Raw genomic sequence first — 22,278 nt, 5'->3', positions numbered from 1 at the left:
TGGACATCTAACGATGCTGTAATCCCTGTTGACTTTAGAATTTAAGAATTTGTCCTGTTTGATACCTGGTATTCCAGTATAAAGAATCTCAAAGCAATCAGGAAAATGGTGGCAATAAGAGCATTTCTAAGATTTTAATCCAAAGAATAAAAGCAGGAATTACATGGTTTGAAACGAAATGGAACATTACAAGAAATGCTATTAATCAATTTATAAGAAATCCAATCTATACCTTAGCCGAAAAATTAAAAAAATTAAAAAGTTGCCTGCTGTGCAGGCAAATGCGTAATTCCTATTAATATTAAATTGTTGTTCGACTTTGAAAGATTTTATATGGAACTATCTTTTGTTCAGAAACAATTTTTCGCATAATTATTTTAAAATAATACAGGAACATTGTATATAACGTGGGTAAATCAGTCAAAAGAGTGAGGAACAACTGATAGAGTATGTGAGTAAGAACTGCCTGGAATAATTGATCCACCTGGAATAATTGATCCGATTCCAAAGAAATAAACTTAAGAAAGTATATCTTTGAGTAACTGTATTGGGGCTACAGTAAAAGGATCAAAGCTCTTTCGGGTTTTCTTCTTAATCACCTAATGCATTCTGGACTTACGTACCTGGGGTATAAAAACAATTACAACAAGCACTGCAGCTTAAATTCGTTATAGAGAGTTAGAGGTTTGGTGCTATTGATTCCCAGTCCAACTACATAAGTCCTGTATTGTGATACATTATCGTATACGAAGCATATCCGTTCGTATGGCTCTTAAAGACTCTATAGTTTATTTTGATCCTATCTCTTTTGAGGATGTGTTGTGATATGGAGTGCTTACAGTTAAAGAATTGATGTTATCTAATAGCGTTATACGCAATTGAACTGAAAAATCAACCGAGTCAAAAAAATCAATCACATCAAAAGTTTAACTGTATAATCATAGAGAACTTTTTAAATAGGTGATTATTATGTCAGTAAAAATCGAATGGCAAATCTTTACAGCTGAGACACGGAGCGACTACACATGGAGATCGAGCAGTCCAGCTCTTGAGGAGCTGCTCAACGTTATAGCATGCCCGGAGAGGATCAAGGAACCCACTCCAGACGTCGAGGAATCTATGGCTCGTCTGGCCATCAAGGAGCTGCCATATTTCAGAATAACCGAGACCAACTCATAAATACCAACTCATAAATACCAACTCATAAATACCAACTCATAAATACCAACTCATAAATACCAACTCATAAATACCAGGAAAAAAACCTTTCCTGGGCCTGTATACTAAAACAATTAATTATAAAGCAAAATTAGTTTAAGAAGGATCAGCCTCGAAAATGTCGGGCTTGAGAAACTACTTAGTAATTGTAACAAAATAGATCTGGCATTTTTTGTATATAAGCTCCCCCTATTGAACATATATATAGCTAACCAACTTGAGAAAATTGTCTCTGAAAAGTATAAATCGCTAAAACCTTTTCTTGATGAACAAAACAAACGTCTATTTGCTGCTGCAGAAGCTATTAGCCTTGGAGAAGGTGGAATCAGCATAGTTTCTCGTGCAACAGGCATCTCTCGTGATACTATTTCAAAAGGTTGTAAAGAACTAGAAAGTGGAATTATTGGAGCAAGTGGAATATCTATTCCTGATAGTAAAATTCGAGCTCCAGGGGGAGGGCGCAAAAAGAGTGTTGATAAGGATCCCACACTTATACCTGATCTTGAAAGTCTTATTGAACCAACAAGCCGTGGTGATCCGGAATCCCCTTTGCATTGGACTTCTAAAAGTGTTCGCAAGTTGGCTGAAGAGCTAAAAAAGATGGGGCATAAGGTAACTCATGCAAGAGTTGCAGATGTGCTTCATATGCTTGGTTACAGTTTACAGGCTAATAGGAAGACAATAGAAGGAGCTTCCCATCATGACCGTGATCAGCAATTCAACTATATAATTGAAAAATGCGAAGAATTTCAGGAAGAACATCAACCTGTGATCTCTGTCGATAAAAAAAAGAAAGAGTTGGCTGGAAATTTCAAGAGCGTGGGTATGGAATTACGTCCAAAAAAAGATCCCATGAACGTTAATGTATATGATTTTAAGGATAGAGAACTGGGAAAAGGAAATCCTTATGAAGTCCACGATATTGCCAATAATGAAGGATGGGTAAATGTTGGCATAGATCATGATACGGCATCTTTTGCAGTTGAAAGCATACGTAGATGGTGGAATATGATGGGATGTATGTCGTATCCTGATGCAAAAAAACTCTTAGTTACTGCAGATTGTGGGAGAAGCAATGGGTCAAGAGTACGATTATGGAAAACTGAGTTACAAAAGTTAGAACTGGATTGGAAATTTCAGTTTGCCATTTCCCGCCAGGAACAAGCAAATGGAATAAAATAGAGCACAGGTTATTTTCTTACATATTCATGAATTGGAGAGGGAAACCACTTACAAGCTACACAGTAATTGTGAATCTTATTGCGGCAACAACTACATCAAAAGGGCTTAAAGTTAAGTGCATGTTAGATAAGAATGAATACCCAAAAAGGATTAAAATCACAAAAGAGGAAGTTAAAGAATTAGGAATTATCCGTAATGAGTTTCATGGAGAGTGGAACTACACATTCAAACCTAAAAAAGAGGGGATTGAATAATCTATTTTGTAACAGTTCCTGAGGAAGGCTGCTCAGCCTATCATCCAAGACCTCTTTTAAAAATATTGCTTTATGGGTACCTAATATGCATTAGAAGTTCAGGTAAGCTGCAACAAATGACTCAAACTGATACTGCATTTATGCATCTGGCAGCCATGCAAAAGCCTGATTTTCATACGATTTATTGATTCCGTTCAACTCATCTCGGCCCTATTAAAGAAATCTTTTCCCAGGTTGTCACATACTGAGAAGTTCAGGAAGTCTCTAGTCTCTATTTACATACGATGAAGAAAAAGACTGTTATTATTGTCCTGCTGCATTTGAAATTCCCTTTACAAGAATACAAAAGAGGAAAGGTGAACCTGATTTAAGGTGTTATGTCTGTAGCTATTGTTATCGGTGTGTGCTGAAAAATGCATGTACTATGAGTGAAAAAAGGACGATAACAAGAGATCCTCGAGAATATTTAATGGAGGATATGAGGGCTAAACTGAACACAGAAAAAGGTACGGAAAAGTATCAGAAAAAAATGTCTACTGTAGAACCTGTGTTTGGCCAGATGAAACACGATAGAGGATTTAGGGAATTTCTGTTGAGGGGAAAAGGAAAACAGGAATTGAATTTGTTATGATGTGTACTGCCCGAAAATTGGGAAATTCGGAAAATACGGGACTTAGATCCACCTTTTCTTTTAAAATAAAAAACATGCTTATTCCCAGTAACATCATGCTAAGCATGACTACAGGGTAACCCCAGTGCCATCTGAGTTCAGGCATGTACTCAAAATTCATACCGTATACCCCTGCAATGAAGGTCAAAGGAATGAAGATAGTGGCTATAATTGTCAGAACTTTCATGATGTCGTTCATCCTGTTGCTTACGCTGGACAGGTAGACATCGACCATTGAGGCAAGGATATCCCGGAAAGCTTCTATAGAGTCTATGACCTGGATGGTATGATCGTAAATATCCCTCAGATAAATCTGCGTTGCTTCTGTGATAAGCTCGGACTCTACTTTCTGGAGGCCGTTAATAAGTTCCCTGAGGGGCCAGACCGATTTGCGAAGGAGAATCATATCTCTTCTGTATTTCTGGATTATTTTCAGGGTATCAGGGTCCGGGTCTCTGACGAGTTCGTCTTCAAGATCCTCTATTTTTTCCCCAAAATGTTCGAGAATCAGAAAATAATTGTCGATTATAGCGTCAATAAGGCCGTAGGCAAGGTAGTCCACTCCACTCTTTCGTAGGCGGGAAGCGGGATTTTTGAGCCTTTCCCTGAGGAGATCAAAAACATCTCCTTCCCTTTCCTGAAAAGATAGTATATAGTTGGGCCCGATAATGATGCTCACCTGGTCAATAACAATTTCTTCTTTTTCCGTATCAAGGAGCATCATTTTTAAAACAGTGTAAATATAGGAATCGTAGTCTTCCGTTTTGGGGCGCTGCCCCGCATTGAGTATGTCTTCGAGAGTCAGAGGGTGGATCTCAAAACAGCTCCCGAGTTTTTCTATAACCTCAGTCCGGTCGAGCCCGTCAACATTTATCCATAATTTCATTCCGGGCTGGTTTTTGAGGGCCTGACACTCATCTATGGTCTGCAGTTCTTTTTCTATCAGTTCCTCGTCGTTATAGATCCAGACCCGAATTGTGACTTTTTCGGCTTTTTTTTCCCCCACGTGCACAAGAGTTCCGGGGGCAAGCCCGACTTTTGACTGTTTCCTTCCGAAAGTTCCCGATTTCACGGCTCTGCCTCACCTTTAAACAAAAAATAAACACTTAAGTTAATGGAAATTATATCAATTTAAGCTCTGTGCCTGATCTTTTTTGCCGAATCTTATATTCGGCTTTTGAAGCAAATTGGATTATTTTCAGTGTAAGCTGGCTCTTAACTTTGAAATAAGTTATTTAAATGTTTGTAGTTAAATATATTTATATATACCACAGTATAATATGTTAAATATGTAGTAGATTTTTCCAAAATTAGGGGAAAATGGAAAGGTCTTCAGTTTAAAGCTAAAGTATAGGGGTATTAATATGGTTGGGACTGAAATTACGAATAGTCTGTATGCTATGTTTGACCAGTTCATAGCTTTTATTCCTACATTGGTAGCCATAATTATTCTTATTATTGTAGGAATAATATTGGGAAAGTTTCTCGGAAAAATCGGTGCGAAAATACTGGACAAAATAGGACTTGATGATCTGGTTGACAAAACCGTGATAGGTGGAATGATAAAACGAGGACAGATGAGTACGGTAGGCTTTTTTGATGCAGTCATCCGCTGGTTCGTCTACATTATCTTCGCTTTAATCATTCTGGACATTCTGAACATCGGGGTTGTGAATAATTTCGTTGATCTCGTAATATTCTACATCCCGCTTGTAATCTCTGCTCTCGTTGTTCTGCTTATAGGTTTGCTGATTGTGGACTTCATTTGCGACCTGCTCAAGAATGTGCTTATTTCAACTGGAGTAGATGAGAAACTTGAACAGACTACTTTCGGAGCTTCAATTAAATCCGGGGGACTGACAGCTTCAGGCATCGTGGCTGGAATCATCAGAATATTCGGGTATCTGATTTTCCTGACGGCTGCGTCTGATATCCTGCGGTTAAATATGATTAGCATTCTGTTGATAGATATTACTCAATACTTGCCACGTGTCATCATAGCTATCCTGATCCTGGTGATAGGAATTCTTTCTATAGACATAGTAATGGATTACCTGAGTAATACTGTCAAGGGTATGGAGATAGAAGGAGCAGATATCATTCTTCCTCTCCTCAGGGGCTTCCTGCTTCTTATTGTGATTCTGGTTGCCCTGGATACAATGCTAATTGATACCAGTATCCTTTACCTGTTCTTCGGGCCACTGGCATGGGGAATTGCTATCGTGGTGGCATTCAAATACGGGGTCAAAGACGCTATTGTTGCTTATGCCAGAGAAAGGAAGTAATTGCTTCCTTTCATTTTTTTGTTTAAAATATTGTTTCTGGCATTTAACAAGTTTATATATAAAAATAAGTGTTTAATCTATATTATACAGGTTTTTTTCAACTTTAGAAGGCTATTTTTTAGAGACAAATAAAAAATAATAATTATTCTATTCCTTTTTCTATTTATCCTGTATTTGAGATTTTTTTATTGAGAAAAAGCTGTCACCGTATTTCTAAAAGGGTTGATTGGAAGAAAGAAGGGCTTTAAATCCCGGTGTGAATGGGAAAATGAATTTTCTCCCGGGAAAATCAGGTAAAAAATTGAATTTTCAGATGTCGGATTGGCGGACTTTTATTATTATAAGATTTAAACGAATTTTTATAAAAATGAAGCCTTTCTTTGTAATATAATATTAATAAGAAAATACAAATACTCTTTGTATGATATATAAAATTGGAAGTCATACATATTCACACGAAACAAAACTTCAGCCAGACAAAAACGGGGGTATGGATCTGATAGAGAATGGATACAGGGTCTGCTGAAGGGAAAAATCGGGGGGAATTTGGATTAGATCGGGATTTACCAGTTTAACTTGTGCTTTTATTAGTTTGTTATTATTAAGCGCAGCTACCTGTACCGGTTCGGCACAGGATGACGGGACAACCACCATACTGGACTTGATAGGTGAAAATGGAAATTTCACTATCATCTCAGGTTTCTTCAATAACAGCAGCCTCAATACTACCCTTGCCGGGGAAGAACCTTATACGGTGTTTGTTCCGACGGACGCCGCTTTTGAGAATGTGTCGAAAACCACACTTGAGGGCCTAAAAGAAGACCCTGACGCCCTTGAAAAGGTGCTTCTTTATCACGTCACAAACGGGACTCTGATGGCAGAAGACCTGGTTAACGTAAGCAACGTCACAACCCTTCAGGGAAGCGACCTACCTGTCAATGCAACTGAAGAAGGGGTATTCGTAGGAGATGCACAGGTCATAGTTCCGGAAATTAATGCCAGCAACGGAGTAGTTCATGCAATAGATGCAGTACTTATCCCGCCTGAAGAAAAGGAACAAAACCTGACAGTAATCTATAATGATACTGTAAACCTGACTGAAAGAAATGTCGTGTTCAGGCCGGATACTGTCAATAATTATACAATAGACAATCTCACAGACTTCGGAGCTCTATATGCAACGGGACTCAACTTTAACGCTGCCTTAGCACAGAACATGACCGGAAATGTGACTAACATGACCAACGTGTCATTTGTGCTTAAGAGCATGGAGGGGGTCGAGAACAACAACACTACCGGAGAGAGGTGGTTTATCTACATCAACGGCGAACCGGCTGAAGAAAACTTAGGACTGAACCCTGTAAGTGCCGGGGATAAACTCAGCTTCTGGTATACAACAGAAGATGGTGGAGAAGCCAGTGCAACCTATGTAGCTAACATTACCATCGCTGTAGACGAAGGGATGGGACCTGAGCCGGAACAAAACTTTACAGTACTCTATAATGATACCGTGAACCTGGCCGAAGGAAACTTCACCTTCATGCCGGCAAATGCCACTCAGTCCTATACAATAGGCAACCTCACGGACTTCGGAGCTCTATATGCAACGGGACTCGATTTGAACGTGTCTTTAATGCAGAACATGGCCGACGGAAATGCAACCGAAAACATGACTGATGGAAACATGACCGGAAATGCAACCGAAAACATGACTGATGGAAACATGACCGGAAATGTAACCGAAAACATGACTGAAAACATGACTAACGTGTCATTTGTGCTTGAGGGCATAGAGGGAATCGAGAACAATAATACTACCGGAGAGATGTGGTTCCTCTGCATCAACGGAGAGCCGGCTGAAGCAGACTTCGGAATGAACCCTGTAAGTGCCGGGGACAATCTCAGCTTCTGGTACACAACAGAAGAAGGTGGAGAAGCCGCAATCGAGAATGCAACCTACGTGGTTAACATCACTGTTAACGAAATGATGGCAAGAGAAACCATCATCCAGGCAGCACAGAACCAGACGGGATTAACGACGTTTGTAAACGCAACGAAGGCTGCAAACCTGACGCAGGCCCTTAACGAAACAGGTCCGTTTACTGTCTTTGTTCCGAGCAACGAAGCCTTCGATCAGCTGCCTGCACAAACACGTGATCAGCTTATGAACAATACCACCCTGCTAAGGAAAGTTCTTTCCTATCACGTGGCCAGGGGGAAGTATACCCGCGAACAGCTTGCCAGCATGAATGCCGTTGATAATATTCAAGGCGACACGCTCGACATCAAGATGGTAGGGGACAATATCACAATACAAAACGCAACTGTCACGCAGCTAATCATTGTGAACAATGGAGTTATCTGCATAATCGATAAAGTGCTCATCCCTCCGGATATCGGGATTCCTTCCGATGGAAACCAGACTGATGGAAATCAGACTGACGGAAATCAGACTGACGGAAATCAGACTGACGGAAATCAGACTGACGGAAATCAGACTGAAGACCTGGGAGGAGACTGGTACTTCTTCTCGATTCCCTTCGAAGCCAACAATACAAGCGTTGATTATCTGCTTTCGGATGTGAACTATAGCTCACTGATTTACTACAACGCTTCAACCAAACTCTTCGAAGACGTCTCAAACATTGAACCTCTGAAGGGCTACTGGATTAATATCCCCAACGGAACCGAGTTCAATGCTGAAGAGCAGTTTGCTTCCGTTGAAAAGAAGCTGGTTACCGTTCCGCCGAGCCTGCAGGCCTATCCGGGCTGGAACGCGCTGGGTTCACCTGTAAACGAGACTGTCTCTGCACAAACTGCGTTTGCATCCATTAACGACACGTATGCAAAAGTTGTCGGGCCCTGGGTGCCGGGCAATAACACTACGGGTTACCACCAGTATGTCGGTTACAACAGCCTTAACGGGACCCTGGAAGAAAACCAGTTAGGTGCGGACGAATTTGAAGTCGAACCCTATCGGGGTTACTGGGTTTTTGTGAAAGAGGAAAGCCTGTATGCCTGAGGGAGTAACCTGAAATAAGTGTACGAGAAACTTAAAATATCCGTAAAAACCACGAAAAAAGAGTGAAAATTAGTAAAAACCGGAGAATACAAGAAAGCCAAAAAAACAGGAAAAAATCTTTAGGAAAAAAGTCCTTACAAGAGAAAAAGGAAGCTTCCATTTATGGAACTTCTTTTTTACTCAAATCTCTTTTTACTCAAATTTACTTCTTATTTTAATTATTTTTCCCTTGTCCAGCTGACTTTTTATTCGTTCCTGAGACTTCAATTCACTTTTAGATAACTTTCTTTGAACTTCTTTAATTACTTAGTTTTTAAAATCAATATTTATATAAAGCTTCCTGCCAATGGTTGAGCGCATGCCAACCCTGGATACTTTGAACAATACTTCGAATACAACTCTTGGAGCAAACCTTTCTAACTTTGACAGATTATTAGGTGATACAGTCACCTGGTTCTCGAATAACCTCGGTACATTGATATTTATAGTGTTCATAGGCATGGGAACCATCCTTGTCGCAAGGACTGTAAACCACCTTATGGAAAGTTACTTCAAAAGGGCAAGCAGCAAGTTGCGGATGGATATAACTGCTTTCCGGATGTTCAGACACATCACGGTTGCAGCGATCTACTTTATCGGGCTGGTTGTTATAATATTTGTCATTCCTGGCCTGCACACTCTTTCTGTAGCTCTCTTTTCCGGAGCAGGGCTTGCTGCTATAGTTATCGGTTTTGCAGCCCAGAGCACGCTGAGCAACATTATTGCAGGCATTTCTCTTACCCTTTTTCAACCTTTCAGGGTTGGAGACCGGCTGAACATTATGAATGAATACGGAAAGGTTACGGATCTTAACCTCAGACATACAGTAATCATAACCTGGGATAACAGGCGTCTTATTATCCCGAACTCGGTAATCAGCAACGAGGCGATCATTAACTGGACCATAGAAGACCCTGCCATTATCTGGCCTATAGATATCGGAATAAGCTATGACTCCGATATCAGCCTGGCAAGAAAAATCATGATTGAAGAGGCCCGAAAGCATCCCCTGGTAATGCCTCCACAGACCCTCGAGTACAGCATTGTAAAGCCCAGTTTCCTGAAACCCGAGACTCTTGCAAACGGGCTTATGGATCTGTCCATACTTCATACCGTAGACCCGGATTTCAAGGAAAGAGGGGAGGTTAAGGTACAACTCACAGAGCTTGGGGATTTTGCCGTAAATCTCCGCCTCTATGTCTGGTTTAAGGACAGAGGCGATGCATACAGCTCGGGCTGTGAATTAAGGGAAGCAATTAAAAGGCGCTTTGACAGCGAAGGCATCGAAATTCCATTCCCCTACAGGACTATCGTGTACAAGACCGATATCGAGAAAGAGAAGGCTTCAGGAAGAGCTGCTACGGCGGGAGATAGTAAAGTTTCATATGCTCAACGAAGCAGGTTAACTGATATTGGTGATAAATTCGAAAATGAAAATGGTCAATAAGACCGAACCGGTCCAATAAAACTGAAACAGATCCGGGGCCAGTATCACAGAGTAGAGATAGGATTAAAAAGGCAGCGGCAGGGTAAAAAAGAGGTCTGTCAAAAGCCGATCAAAGGTTGATTTAAGGAAATTAAGTGATGAAAGGGTTTAAAGTTCCCTTTCATCGATCACCCTTTTTGTCTTTTTCATGCTTCGTGGAAGTTCCCCGATTTTTACGCCCGCAATATCCACAGTTACCCCGATAAAGTCCTTGAAGGCTTTTCCCAGAGCTTTTTCGGTTTTTGCTTTTATTGCCAGGTCTTCAGCTCCTTCGATTTCAACCCTGAAGGTCATGCTGTCCCTGCCATCTTTGCGGGTAAGGAGAATCTGGTACTCACTGCTGACACCGGGGACCCTGTGGGTGATGTCCTCGATCTGGCCGGGATAGATATTTACGGCCTTGAACTTAATACGGTCGTCCGATCGTCCTAAAATCCGGTCAATTCTCGGGAAGGGGCAGCCGCATTTGCAGAGCCCGGGAATTATTCTGGTCAGGTCTCTTGTCCTGTAGCGGATCAGGGGAGCTCCTTCCTTTGTGAGGGTGGTAATTACAAGCTCGCCCAGGGTGCCGTCAGGAAGCTGCTCGCCGGTGATTGGGTCGATGATCTCAAAAAGCAGGTAGTCGGACCAGTAATGCATCCCTTCGTGATAGGAGCAGTCAAGAGCAATTCCGGGCCCGTAAATTTCGGTCAGCCCGTAGATGTCAAAGGTTTCGATCCCGAGTTCGGTCTCGATCCGGCTGCGCATCTTTTCGCTCCAGCGCTCGGAACCGATAATCCCTACCTTGAGGTGGATTTTGTCCTTTAAGCCTCTTTTTTCGATCTCTTCGGCAAGTAAAAGCGCGTATGAAGAGGTGCTTGCAAGGGCTGTGGACTTGATGTCGACAAACATTTCAAGTTGTTTTTCGGTATTTCCGGGACCTGTAGGGATTGCCATTGCTCCTAGGCGCTCGGCTCCGAGCTGGAACCCTATTCCTGCGGTCCAGAGTCCGTATCCGGGAGTTATCTGGATCCTGTCCTGGTTGGTAAGCCCCGCCAGCATGTAGCAGCGCATCATCTGCTCGGCCCAGGCATCAACGTCTTTCCTGGTATAGGGAATAATGACAGGCTTGCCGGTTGTCCCCGAAGACGAGTGGATTCTTACGACTTCGGAATCCTGTACTGCCTGAAGTCCGAGGGGATAGGCGTCTCTCAGTTCCTCTTTGTGGGTGAAAGGCAGGAGTTTGAGATCCTCAAGGGACAGGATTTTCTCGATGTCCACTTTTGCTTCTTTGAACTTCTTCCGGTAAAAGGGACTGCCTTCAACCGCTCGTTTAAGCAGGTTCTTCAGTTTTGCAAGGGTATCTTCTTCAGAGATTTTGGGGTGGTAGAGCTGGACTTCCGGGTCGAGCTCAGCCTCCAAAGATGCTTCATACATTTTATTTCACCTTCTGTTCCCTGTCAGGGTGACTGGCTTAATTTCTTTGATTGCACCTTCAAACGCAGCCCTGTTTACAGCCCTGTGTTTTTCAGGAATTTCGGTTTCAATTACTGAAAGAATGGTTTCCTTTGAAAAAGGCAGCATTTCCGCACCTGCAGCCGCTCCCAGCATTGCAACATTGGCTGCCCTGTACGTTCCTGCCTCTTCTGCAAGTCGGGTAAAATCAAGGCAGAGAATATCAGGAAAGCGGGCTTTCAGAAAGGTCAGCAAAGCTCCGGGGGTATATTCGGGACTTCCCGGAGGCTTTGATGCAGGAGCTATGGCATGAGAGTTCAGCAGGATTTTTCCGCCTTTTTTCAGGAAAGGCAGGTTTCTTACGGTTTCTGCAGGTTCGAACCCTATGAGAAGGTCGGCCTGCCCTGCAGGTATAAGGGAGCCCGATATCTCATCTCCGATTCTTATATGGCTGCTTACCGATCCCTCCCTCTGGGACATGCCTATGGTTTCGGCAGTGCTCACCCGGAACCCGGCTTTCATTGCAGCAAGTGCGAGCATGCGGGAAGCAAGCACAACACCCTGCCCTCCGACACCCGCAACCAGAACATCATATTTCATTTCTTCACACCACCTTCGCTTATGGCTCCCGAAGGACAGATCTGTGAACAGAGCCCGCAGCCGCTGCAGCTGTCCAGAATTACGGGTTTTTCGTCTCCCGAAGGGAGGAATATTGCAGGGCAGCCAAGCTGCTTTACGCAGAACCCGCAGCCTGTGCAGCTTTCAGGATCGATTGTAAGTTTTATCCCGGATTTTGTAATCCCGACACAGTTACCTTTAAACACGATTGCAGAAGGTCCTTTGAATTCCATGGCTTCCTTTGCTGCCTCGATGCAGCCTTCAAGACTGACTGTTTCCACAGTCCTTACAGAGTCAACCCCACAGCTCCTGATCACACCGGCAATATCGATGGCTTTAGAAGGGTTCCCGAGGACAGTAACCCCTATTCCGGGATGGGGCTGGTGTCCTGTCATGGCAGTCGTGCGGTTGTCAAGGACTGCAAGGGTTACATCGGCTCCGTTGTATACCGCATTTACCACAGCCGGGATACCTGAGTGGAAAAAGGTTGAGTCCCCGATAAAAGCCACCTGCTTAACCTCCGGGTTCGTGCGGGAAAGCCCGCCGGCAATGCTCATCCCTGCCCCCATGCAGAGGCAGGTCTCAACCATGTTGAGAGGAAAAGCATTTCCAAGGGTATAACAGCCGATATCCCCGGAAAAAATAGTTTCGATCTGAGAGTCTTTTTTAAGCTGCTTTGCAGCCTGCTTGAAAGCGTAAAAAACAGTCCTGTGCATGCAACCCGCACAGAGGGTCGGAGCCCGAACCGGCAGGGGTGGAAGCTCTTCCCTTAAAACGGAAGGAGAAGCATGGGAAAGGCTGGAAGGCTCTCCGAGCTCGGCAAGCACTTTATTAACGCCATCAATAACAATATCCACATTGTATTCCCCGCTCACCGGGAAAAATCCGTTCTTTTTCCCGTAAACATCAACTGGCAGATGAGCCTTTCCTATAAGCTGGAGGGCCTGTTCTTCAAGGTAAGGATCAAGTTCTTCGACCACGATCAGTTTTTCGACCCCTTTTAAGAAGGAAAGAGCTACCTGTTCGGGAAACGGATGCACCGTCCCGACCCGGAAGAGAGTGAAAAGCCCGTCAGAACCCTTTACAGCCTCCTTTACATAGAGGGCTGAAACCCCCGAGGCTATAATCCCGATTTTTCCGCTTCCTGAAACGGAATTGTACGGAAGCTCCGAAAAACGCCCGGAAAGCTGTACCTGCACATTTTCAAGCCAGGGATGCCTCTCCGCAGTAAGTCTCGGGAAAATTGTCCAGCGCCTGTCCTTTACAAAGCCCTCGCATGAAGCTTCAACCCGGGCAGGTTCCGGGACTGCAAGCTCAACATCTCCACAACTGTGTGAGACCCTTGTGGTGGTCCTGAGGATGACAGGAACTTCGAATTCATGCGAAAGCTCAAAAGCCAGCTTTGTAAGCTCATACGCTTCCTGCGGGTTTGCAGGGTCAAGGACAGGGATGTTTGCAAAATGCCCGAAAACTCTTGTATCCTGCTCGGTCTGCGAGGAATGAGGCCCCGGATCGTCTGCAACAAGCAGGACAAGAGCCCCCTTTACCCCGATGTAGCTCAGGCTCATCAGGGGGTCGGATGCGACATTTAGCCCGACCTGCTTCATAGTCACAAGCGCCTTTGCCCCGGAATAAGCCGCTCCCACAGCCGTTTCAAGCGCAACCTTTTCGTTGTTCGACCACTCGGTATAAATCCCGCACCTGTCCGCATACCGGACAACCGTCTCCAGAGCTTCGGTCGAAGGCGTCCCCGGATACCCCGTAACCACCTGTACGCTGGCTTCTATCGCTCCAAGTGCAATGGCTTCATTACCCATTAACAGTCTTTTCTCAGTCAAATAAACTCATCTCGGATAGCGGGTAATACATTATTAATCAACTGGATAAAGTTTGACAAGCCTCAACAGAAATAAAATGAGGTTGAAAACGAACCTGAATTCCCAAAGAATCTTACAAAATCATTGAGAATCAGAGAAAACACATCAGGATATTTCGCCGCATTTTTACGTTATTGATATGCGACGCACATCTATGTACAATGTTGCCCGGAAGAAGAACGTAAAATTTGAATATAAAGTTTTTGTTTTTGGGGAGTGCGTGTAGAATTAAGGGAACTTGTAGATTAAGGAAACTTGATCTATAAAAAGACAAAGATTAATGCAAAATTCGAACCTGAAGATCACACACTAAAAAGAACCCTGAATTGCAATTCTCAGAGAGTTCTGGGGAAGTTACGAAGATAGTGTCGTAAAAGCACATGACTGTTAAGTTTATAATAAAATGTTGCAGATTTCGTTTAGGAATACTCTGAATATAACTTCAAGTTTTCACTTGGGGGAATGGCTCTATAATTCCATTTCCCCAAATAATCATCAAAGACAATTTTCATGTTTTGCTTGAAGTTTTCACTTACTTTTCTTCCTGTGGCATAAACTTTATTTTTGATAGTTGAAAACACTTTCAGTCCTTTTGATGTAGAAGTCTTATCAATAAGACTCTTAACCACATCAAGACTGGTAAAAACAGCACCTTTGCAGGCACTTGTAACATGGCAGAATAATCTGTATTCTATTGGATTGTATTTCGAAGTATATGGTGGATAGTGAGCCATTCTGATTTCAATCCCAATTTCATTAACCAGTTTTTGTAAGTCTTGCTTGAAAATATAATGCCTACTTGAGTTACTTCCGCCACCATCAGCTAATATTAAGATGCTATATGCCTTGCGGTAATCTTTTTACCGTAGTTTTCCCACAAGTATTTAATGCAGTCACAACAAAACTCGCTTGTATATCCTTACTGGTTCCCAGGGTGATGTACCCTTTTTTACGTTTGAGGTCGTATATCCCATGTGGAATTACAATACCATCTGAAAACGTATTGAAATCGTGATCATAAACCTTTAACGTCTCCGTACAATAAATTATCCCATCCCTGTAGAAATTGCCTAAGAATTCCTTTTTTCACATCTATACTGATAATCGGATTTTCGCTTTCAGAGTACTCTTCTTTCAACTCTTTAATTCTCTCAAATTGCTCGTTTCTGTCTTTGCAGTCTTTCATAGTTACTGTTTTTTGCATTTTTCTCTTTACAAAACCATGTTTCTCCAAAAGCTGCTTTACTACATAGGGAGATATATTCATACCTCTGGAGTTAAAAGCCTTTGAAATTTCGGTACGATTCAGGTTTGTCCATTTTATTCCTTCATCCATAGGCTGGAAGCCCTATGGCCTTTTAAGATCTCAAAGAAAACTTCATCAATATTATCAACCATATCGATGATTTTCTTCTTACCCCCCTCCAGGCTTTCGAATCCGACCTTCAGGTGTTTCGGTACCATTAGTAATTTCATGAATTCCAGCCATAACAGTTTGAAAATGACAGCCCAGAACATCACTTATGTATTTTTGTCCCCCATAACCTAATTTAATTGCTTCTATTGCTGCATATCTTCTTCTGTTTTTCTCATTCAAAGAAGCATAAAATGCTTTCATTTGCTTTTCAATTTCTTCTGAATATTTTTTGCATGCCATTAAATTCAGTTCCGTTTTTGTCCTTAATTGCACATTTCGGACCCCTGCCATTATAGGCAAATAATGCATGATTTCAGGTTATTTTGTTGACTTTATGTCAGCAAAATAATCCTTTTATACAGTAACTTAACACAAGAGTGCCAGGGTTCGAAATGTGCATTTAATCGAATATTATCGGAATTATAGATTGAGAACAGAAATACTTGAAGTTATATATTTATTATTCCTAAACTTTGAATTGTATTGAGAAAACAGAAGCATAAAGCCCATTTAAACATTATACAATGTGTGCTTCTGTCAAATATGGGGTTCCAGCAAAAAAATTGTGAAAAATCGATTTCAGAAGTGATTAAGATTCCCCCAAATGAGAATAAATTTAAAATTATATAAAGTTAAGTCAATGATTTAAGGACACTACCCACAAACGAAGCCAGAAGATAACGGAAAATCACTCATCTTTGAAAGGTGAGTCAAAATATACAATCCCTTATTTATTGAATTTACGTATATAACTCAACTGGTATTCGATATATGTTAAACAAAATAAATAAAAAATATAGAAGTATAACAGTGGCATTTATTTCGTTGAACATTCTACCTTTTTGATTCTTTAAATCAATGATAGATCCAGAAAGAACGAATAAAGAAATATAGCCAAAACTTTGGAACCGCGAAGCAAAAGCTACACTTTCGGTCCTAAGCACCATTCCTTTCAATGATAGAATTGACATTATACCCATTAATGCGGCCCAAAAGATAAGTGTCAAATTGATTCTCATCCTATTATTGCACAAAGTGATTGAATAAATTGAAAAAAATGCAAAAGCAGATGCAAAAATATATTCTCCATTTACAAGTACAATGAATTTAAGGTTATTTGGGACGATCATTCCATGACCTGGATCAAGATATGCACTTTCTTCAAAAGCGTAAGCAATTATATTCAATGGGGAATATCTCAAATAGATCCAATATCCTATTACTAAAACAAGAATATAAGCAAGAATATTAAATCCTCTACTATCAGGGATGAAATACAATTTTTCTGGAGCTATTGTTTCGAGTATTTTACATACACTATTAACCAATATATGTAAAAATACAAACAAAAAAATAAGGAATGAGGTAAGATGATGAGACAAAGTTATCATTACTATGAATAATAGTGCAAGTATGGTAAATAATACACTAGGTTTTTTTTCTTTAAAATAAACATATAAAAATGCGACGAAAAAAATAAACGCAATACTTTCTCTTATTGGCAATGTATGAAACATCATAGATTGATATAACATAGATGCACCAAATACTGACAGTAGAGACGATTTATCAGAATTAAACAAATGATTTGAGAACAAATAGATGAATAATAGTGATGAGGTGTTATATAATAATGGAAACCAACGAGCCACAGAAAATACACTCGTGCCTAAAACTTGAGAACCCATTATAATTAATTCATATAGGATCGGGTAACTATATTGATATCTATAACTTGAGAAAATGTCCGAGTCCAAATCCCAACCATTATTAAGAATGACATTTACAACTTCCATCTCTTTATAAGGATCGTGACCAAAAAACCCTGTATTTGGAATAAAAATTGTGCGCATTATCCATGAAAAAACGATTATCTGAAATAGAATCATATATTTATTCGAATTGCGGTTGAACGATGTGATTTGTATACAAATTATACAGGTAATTGCAACTACTAAGATCCAAAATACACAGATAGGCGAATGAATATTAAACCTCTGGCTTAAAAGGAATATAATCAAAATTACTGTCAGTTGTACATACAATAAATACATAATTTTATTCGACATTGATCTATGAAACAATCTATCAACTCATAGAGTATATTTGAATCATTTTTGAAATAATTGTACGTACATCAAATTTGAGAGTAAGTTACCTTTATTTAATGGAGCTCATCCCAAAACCCAGTTTTAATCCCAATTATCAGAATTATTCAGGATTGTTTGCATAATTAAAGGCTCGATTTGCCACCCAAATATGAGATCCAAAGAAACAAATTTTGAGCTTTGGGATCAGCTCACGGATAAAAATTACTTAGATCTAGACCAGTAGCTAAAGTTACAATTTTATCATTTGTATGAGGATAAAACAGGTTGATAAAACAGGTTATATGTTTTGTTCACATCTTCATTTATTGCAATAATGTAATCTGTTTTTTAAACAAGATGATTCTATTTTCCTGTAGATAAAATTAATGGTCGTGTCCTCAAATTATTGAACATGAACTCTAAAATTGAATTAAAGTCAAAACACTGTATTGATTTGGTATTACAACCTCTCACATCTCATGTAACTATCAATATCAATGGTTCACTTACAAATGAAGACATAATTCGTACTGTTGTTAGTTTGGCAGTCGATAAGAATTCCGTCCATTCTGTCACAAAACAGTATTCTGCTGTTGCTTGTGAAACTTCTCTACGCTACCATCTTAAGAAACTAAACATGGACGAATTGATCCTATCCAATGAAAATATTCTCCTTCAAGAGCCTCTAAAAACGCTAAAAGCCGGTAAGTACTACGAATTCGCTGTTGATCTTACCAACGATCCTTATTATGGAAAAACAGATCTGTCTAACGAGAAATATGTAATCCGTAGCCAGGCAAAAAAATCAACAAACTCTTTTTACTCATACATTTCCCTTTACATCACTAACAAGAATGAACGGTTTACTGTGTCTGTTCTTCCTGTAGAAAAAGACAAAACAATGGTTGAATACCTCTCCTATTTTGTTGATCTCATCAAGAGACTGAATTTTAAAATCAAGGTTCTCTGCCTTGATAGAGAGTTTTATTCCATAGACGTGTTTGAGTTCCTGCAAAATAATGGTATTCCTCACATAGTTCCCGTTGTTAAGAAGGGAGAGAAGATGAAGCAGATTCTGAAGGGGAATAAGGCCCGGAGTGCGCAATATGTCATGAAGAACTCTACGAAAAAGATTCTTCTGGACATTATCATTGATGTCAAGTATCTGAAAGGAAAAAGAGATAAAAAGGGATGTGAAATACAGGATGGGGAATGTGGTGAAACCAAAGACATCATCTAAAAACACAACGATCAGGTACTTTTATGCACTTATATCTTTCCTGCTAAAAAATATTTGGTTATACATTCAGAAAAAACATTTTACAATCGTTAAGAGAGGACCTCAAGTTATAGACGAGGATAAGTTCAGATTTGAAATATTTGTACTTCTAATTGAGGAATGGATGAGACAAAAGTTAAGAGTTAGGACAGTAGTTGAGTGTCTGAAATAAATGAAAGGAGAGTAAAAGGGGAGGAAAGATTTTAGCGAACTACTGAATTTAACAGAACTCTAAAATGTGATGTTGGTGTCCAATAATCAGAAATTTTGAACGAGGGTCAGGAGTGCGAAATCAGAGATATTTTCATGCCAAATTACATAGAAGTTACACCGGCCAATGTCAAGAAAAACAGCACTTAAAAAGGGCATCTGTTCATTTGCTTTGTTTCTTTGGTCATTAGAATGAAGCTGATGAAGGAAATGAAAGAGGCAAAACTCAACAAGAAGTTCTCTGTTGAAAGCTTGATCGTGCAACTTGAAAAGAACAAAATTCTCCTTCTGTCAGAAGGAGAACAAATTGTCATGGAAAGGACAAAAAAGCAAAAAGAAATATTAGATGCGCTTGGAATATGTGCCTAACTCAATGGGGAGTCAGGTTTTCAATCATTTTTCAATCATTTCTTAATCATATTTTTATCACTTATTTGTTCTCTTCAATTTTCTTCGACCTCTTTCAGAATCCCTTCTGCAGCCATGATCCCGGTTGCAGCGGCATTGACTATGTCCCTTGATAGCCCTGCTCCGTCTCCTGCTGCAAAGAGGTTTTTGATACTGGTTTCCATCTGGCGGTTGACTTTCAGGTGCATGGCGTAGAATTTGACTTCAGGGGCGTAAAGCAGGGTTGAGTCCGAGGCAACACCCGGAACTATCTCGTTTAAGGTCTCAAGGCCTTCTATTATGTCCATAACAATCCTGTGCGGGAGAGCCATCGAGATATCGCCGGGGGTGACGTCTTTTAAGGTGTTTATGACCAGATTTTTGGCAAGGCGCTCTTTTGTAGAGCGTCTTCCGCGCCTGAGGTCGCCCATGCGCTGGAGGACAGGCTTTCCTCCGCCGATTGTTGTTGCAAGTTTTGCTATTGAGCGGGCATATTTGGTTGTGTTTTCCATGGGTTCGGTCAATTCGATATGGACAAGAAAAGCAAAATTGGTGTTTTCGGACTCTTTATTTGTCATTGAATGCCCATTAGTTGCAATAAAGTCATTATATTCTTCCTTTACGACAAAACCGCGCCGGTTAGTACAGAAAGTCCTGACAAAGTCATCATAGCGGCTACTCTGGATATGGAACTTGGGATCGCGGTTAATTTTCGTTACAGGGTCCATAATGATTGCAGGGACTTCCACCCTGACTCCTATGTCAATTCCTCCGTAACGGGCTTCTATGTCATGCTTTTCAATCATTTCCGAGACCCAATTACAGCCCCTTCTTCCCGGAGACAGGACCACGTAACGTGCACGGATAACCTTTCCTCCCGAGAGTATGACCCCTTTACACGTCTCTTCCTCGATAAGCAGCTCACGGACCTCGGTCTCTATCAGGAAGTATACACCTTTATCAACAAGATCCTGTTTGAAGTGTCCGATGACCGATGGGGCGTTGTCCGAACCTATATGCCTCTGCTTGATTTCGATAAACCGGGCTCCGACCGAAGCTGCCCTGCGTTTTAGATCCTCTATCTCCGGGCCTTCGGTCAGAAGAGCTCCCTGAGGCGCCCCGTATTTAAGGAAAACTTTATCAACCCTGTCCACCAGCTCCCAGGCCTCGGTCTGGTCTCCGGTCAAGGCTGCAAGGTCTCCTCCGATGTCAGGCCGAAGGTTAAGGGTCCCGTCCGAAAAAGTCCCGCAGCCCCCTACCCCGCACATGATCTCACAGGGAGTACAGTGTGTGCAGTAGCTCTGGTTTTTCATAGGGCAGAGGCGTTTGTCAATGTCCCTGCCCATATCAATAACTAGAATTTTCAGCTTCCTGGCTGCAAGCTCGTAAGCTGCAAACATCCCCGCAGGCCCTGCCCCTACAATTATTACATCATATGCAGAGCCTATCTTTTCTTCCCCGTCAGTCTGGTTTCCTTTACCTATGAGCAATTCCCCCGGAATTTTCAACGTTAAGCACCAAATAACCTGTGAATTTCTTTAAGCCATCAAGGTGAACTTTTTGATACTCTTTGAGAAATCTCTACAGTCCCTGACATATTATTACCCTGCTTATATTTACAACCACCTCAATGCTGCCCCTGCATTCGCGGGATCTGATATATCCGGCAAAAAAACCTTCACTCAGGAATGGAAATATATACAAAAAGTCAATAAATTTCTAAAATTTCCTGGGAAGACGCCACATATCCAAAGAAATTTTAGAATACTGTCCCTATCCCCAAAAACAAAACAAAATTCAATGTTTACATCATTTATTTTGTTCAAGATATCGGGATTTGGCTTCCTTGAGCATATCGATTGCTGCTTCGAGGCCTTCCCAACCAATAACCATCACGTGTTTGCCCTCTAAGTTTTTATAAGTTTCAAAGAAGTGGATGATTTCCTTTAACAGGTGAGGAGGAACCTGTTCAAGTGTTTCGATATAATTCCACAATGGGTCGGTCTCCGGAACACAGAGTATCTTTTCATCTCTTCCCTTATCATCTTTCATATCAAGCAATGCAACAGGATGTACGTCTATAACACAACCCGGAAATGTAGGTTCCCATGTTAAAACCATGGCGTCCAGAGGATCACCGTCGAGGGCTAAGGTATCGGGAAAAAAACCATAATCACAGGGATATACCATTGAAGAAAAAAGCATTCTATCGAATTTGATAACTTTCTTTTCCTTATCGTATTCGTATTTGTTTCGACTACCTTTCGGAATTTCGATAAGCACACTTTCAACCTGTCTTTCAGTCATATCAACACTTCCTGTTTGTCGGGCTTCCCCAAAACCTGTTTAATTCATTATTCCTGCTAACATCAACTTTCAGGCATGATATTCTTTGATTTCATAGCGCGAGAATAAATTCATGCACTAATCTGTCAGCTAAAGACCCTTTAATTCAAAAGTTCATTAAAGGTTCCCTGATTAAAGATTCTCTGATAAATACCTGCTCACCCAGCTAAAGACAGAACTGTTAACTGTTGGCTTGGAGCCGGGGTGACGGAGAATACCTCTCCATGCACCCCCTGCTATAGCTACATGGAAAGACACGGTCCTAGATTTATAATTTAATTATAATATCAGTTTCTATATGTGCTTAAAAATATAAAAATGCTGGCTTGAAATTCGGAGGTTTGAGACCTGTAAAACCGGAAATCAGCTCTGGATTTAAGAAGTATTATTTAGGGGCCGGGCAGAGTTATTTCCGCATAGTATCTGACTACAGGGAAAGCAGAGGCCCGCGCGGCACAAGACGA

At 41.1% G+C, this 22,278-nt stretch carries 11 protein-coding genes and 7 pseudogenes; 8 read left to right on the top strand and 10 right to left on the bottom strand.

Translation table 11 applies throughout. From position 1 onward, the window contains the following. Positions 1–969 precede the first annotated feature (969 nt). The 3 genes and pseudogenes from MSSIT_RS13200 to MSSIT_RS22395 all read left to right on the top strand — a co-directional run. Positions 970–1,179: a hypothetical protein gene (locus MSSIT_RS13200; protein WP_048065670.1), complete on the top strand. Its 210-nt coding sequence runs from the start codon at positions 970–972 to the stop codon at positions 1,177–1,179. A 243-nt stretch (positions 1,180–1,422) separates the two neighbouring features. Beyond that, a pseudogene (locus MSSIT_RS13195) lies at positions 1,423–2,654 on the top strand (ISAzo13 family transposase). An 11-nt stretch (positions 2,655–2,665) separates the two neighbouring features. Further along, positions 2,666–3,305, top strand: a pseudogene (locus MSSIT_RS22395) (transposase); the annotation flags it as partial. A gap of 32 nt (positions 3,306–3,337) precedes the next feature. Here the strand turns inward: MSSIT_RS22395 and corA are convergent. Continuing rightward, positions 3,338–4,396 (bottom strand): annotated as a pseudogene (corA, locus tag MSSIT_RS13190) (magnesium/cobalt transporter CorA); the annotation flags it as partial. 292 nt (positions 4,397–4,688) lie between these two features. Between corA and MSSIT_RS13185 the strand changes: the two are divergent. The 3 genes from MSSIT_RS13185 to MSSIT_RS13175 all read left to right on the top strand — a co-directional run bounded on the left by MSSIT_RS13185 (position 4,689) and on the right by MSSIT_RS13175 (position 10,117). After that, positions 4,689–5,609: a mechanosensitive ion channel family protein gene (locus tag MSSIT_RS13185; RefSeq protein WP_048172933.1), complete on the top strand. Its 921-nt coding sequence runs from the start codon at positions 4,689–4,691 to the stop codon at positions 5,607–5,609. Positions 5,610–6,201: 592 nt separating this feature from the next. Beyond that, positions 6,202–8,631 (top strand): fasciclin domain-containing protein, encoded by a 2,430-nt coding sequence (locus MSSIT_RS13180; RefSeq protein ID WP_048172932.1) that lies wholly within the window; start codon positions 6,202–6,204, stop codon positions 8,629–8,631. A 346-nt stretch (positions 8,632–8,977) separates the two neighbouring features. Beyond that, the gene (locus tag MSSIT_RS13175) at positions 8,978–10,117 is read left to right on the top strand and encodes a mechanosensitive ion channel family protein (RefSeq protein ID WP_048172930.1); all 1,140 of its coding nucleotides are present in this window, start codon (positions 8,978–8,980) and stop codon (positions 10,115–10,117) included. A 147-nt stretch (positions 10,118–10,264) separates the two neighbouring features. On the opposite strand, the gene MSSIT_RS13170 is transcribed toward MSSIT_RS13175, so the two are convergent. The 7 genes and pseudogenes from MSSIT_RS13170 to MSSIT_RS23440 all read right to left on the bottom strand — a co-directional run bounded on the left by MSSIT_RS13170 (position 10,265) and on the right by MSSIT_RS23440 (position 16,830). Continuing rightward, the gene (locus MSSIT_RS13170) at positions 10,265–11,572 is read right to left on the bottom strand and encodes a phenylacetate--CoA ligase family protein (RefSeq protein ID WP_048172929.1); all 1,308 of its coding nucleotides are present in this window, start codon (positions 11,570–11,572) and stop codon (positions 10,265–10,267) included. Between the two features lie 6 nt (positions 11,573–11,578). Beyond that, complete coding sequence (locus MSSIT_RS13165; RefSeq protein ID WP_048172927.1) at positions 11,579–12,190, bottom strand: indolepyruvate oxidoreductase subunit beta; 612 nt, start codon at positions 12,188–12,190, stop codon at positions 11,579–11,581. Further along, positions 12,187–14,046, bottom strand: a complete 1,860-nt coding sequence (gene iorA, locus MSSIT_RS13160) for an indolepyruvate ferredoxin oxidoreductase subunit alpha (protein ID WP_048172925.1) — start codon at positions 14,044–14,046, stop codon at positions 12,187–12,189. The genes MSSIT_RS13165 and iorA overlap by 4 nt, the downstream gene beginning before the upstream one ends. Positions 14,047–14,504: 458 nt before the next feature. Next, positions 14,505–14,930, bottom strand: a pseudogene (locus MSSIT_RS25360) (ISAzo13-like element transposase-related protein); the annotation flags it as partial. Further along, a pseudogene (locus MSSIT_RS25730) lies at positions 14,923–15,421 on the bottom strand (ISAzo13-like element transposase-related protein). The pseudogenes MSSIT_RS25730 and MSSIT_RS25360, both read right to left, overlap by 8 nt. 78 nt (positions 15,422–15,499) lie before the next feature. After that, positions 15,500–15,775, bottom strand: a complete 276-nt coding sequence (locus MSSIT_RS24195; RefSeq protein ID WP_197080274.1) for a hypothetical protein — start codon at positions 15,773–15,775, stop codon at positions 15,500–15,502. Positions 15,776–16,242: 467 nt separating this feature from the next. Then, the gene (locus MSSIT_RS23440) at positions 16,243–16,830 is read right to left on the bottom strand and encodes a hypothetical protein (protein ID WP_156157342.1); all 588 of its coding nucleotides are present in this window, start codon (positions 16,828–16,830) and stop codon (positions 16,243–16,245) included. Positions 16,831–18,004: 1,174 nt separating this feature from the next. Between MSSIT_RS23440 and MSSIT_RS13145 the strand changes: the two are divergent. Then, positions 18,005–19,043: pseudogene (locus MSSIT_RS13145) on the top strand (transposase). Positions 19,044–19,174: 131 nt separating this feature from the next. Continuing rightward, positions 19,175–19,450, top strand: a pseudogene (locus MSSIT_RS23435) (IS1634 family transposase); the annotation flags it as partial. A 74-nt stretch (positions 19,451–19,524) separates the two neighbouring features. Here the strand turns inward: MSSIT_RS23435 and MSSIT_RS13140 are convergent. Both MSSIT_RS13140 and MSSIT_RS13135 read right to left on the bottom strand, forming a co-directional pair. Then, complete coding sequence (locus MSSIT_RS13140) at positions 19,525–20,976, bottom strand: NAD(P)/FAD-dependent oxidoreductase (RefSeq protein WP_082089001.1); 1,452 nt, start codon at positions 20,974–20,976, stop codon at positions 19,525–19,527. A gap of 301 nt (positions 20,977–21,277) precedes the next feature. Beyond that, on the bottom strand, positions 21,278–21,775 hold the full coding sequence (locus MSSIT_RS13135; RefSeq protein ID WP_048172921.1) for an inorganic diphosphatase: 498 nt from the start codon (positions 21,773–21,775) through the stop codon (positions 21,278–21,280). Positions 21,776–22,278 lie beyond the last annotated feature (503 nt).

The organism is Methanosarcina siciliae T4/M, from assembly GCF_000970085.1.
Lineage (GTDB): Archaea > Halobacteriota > Methanosarcinia > Methanosarcinales > Methanosarcinaceae > Methanosarcina > Methanosarcina siciliae.
Note: the sequence above shows the minus strand (reverse complement) of the source record. Positions and strands in the feature narration are given on the sequence as shown.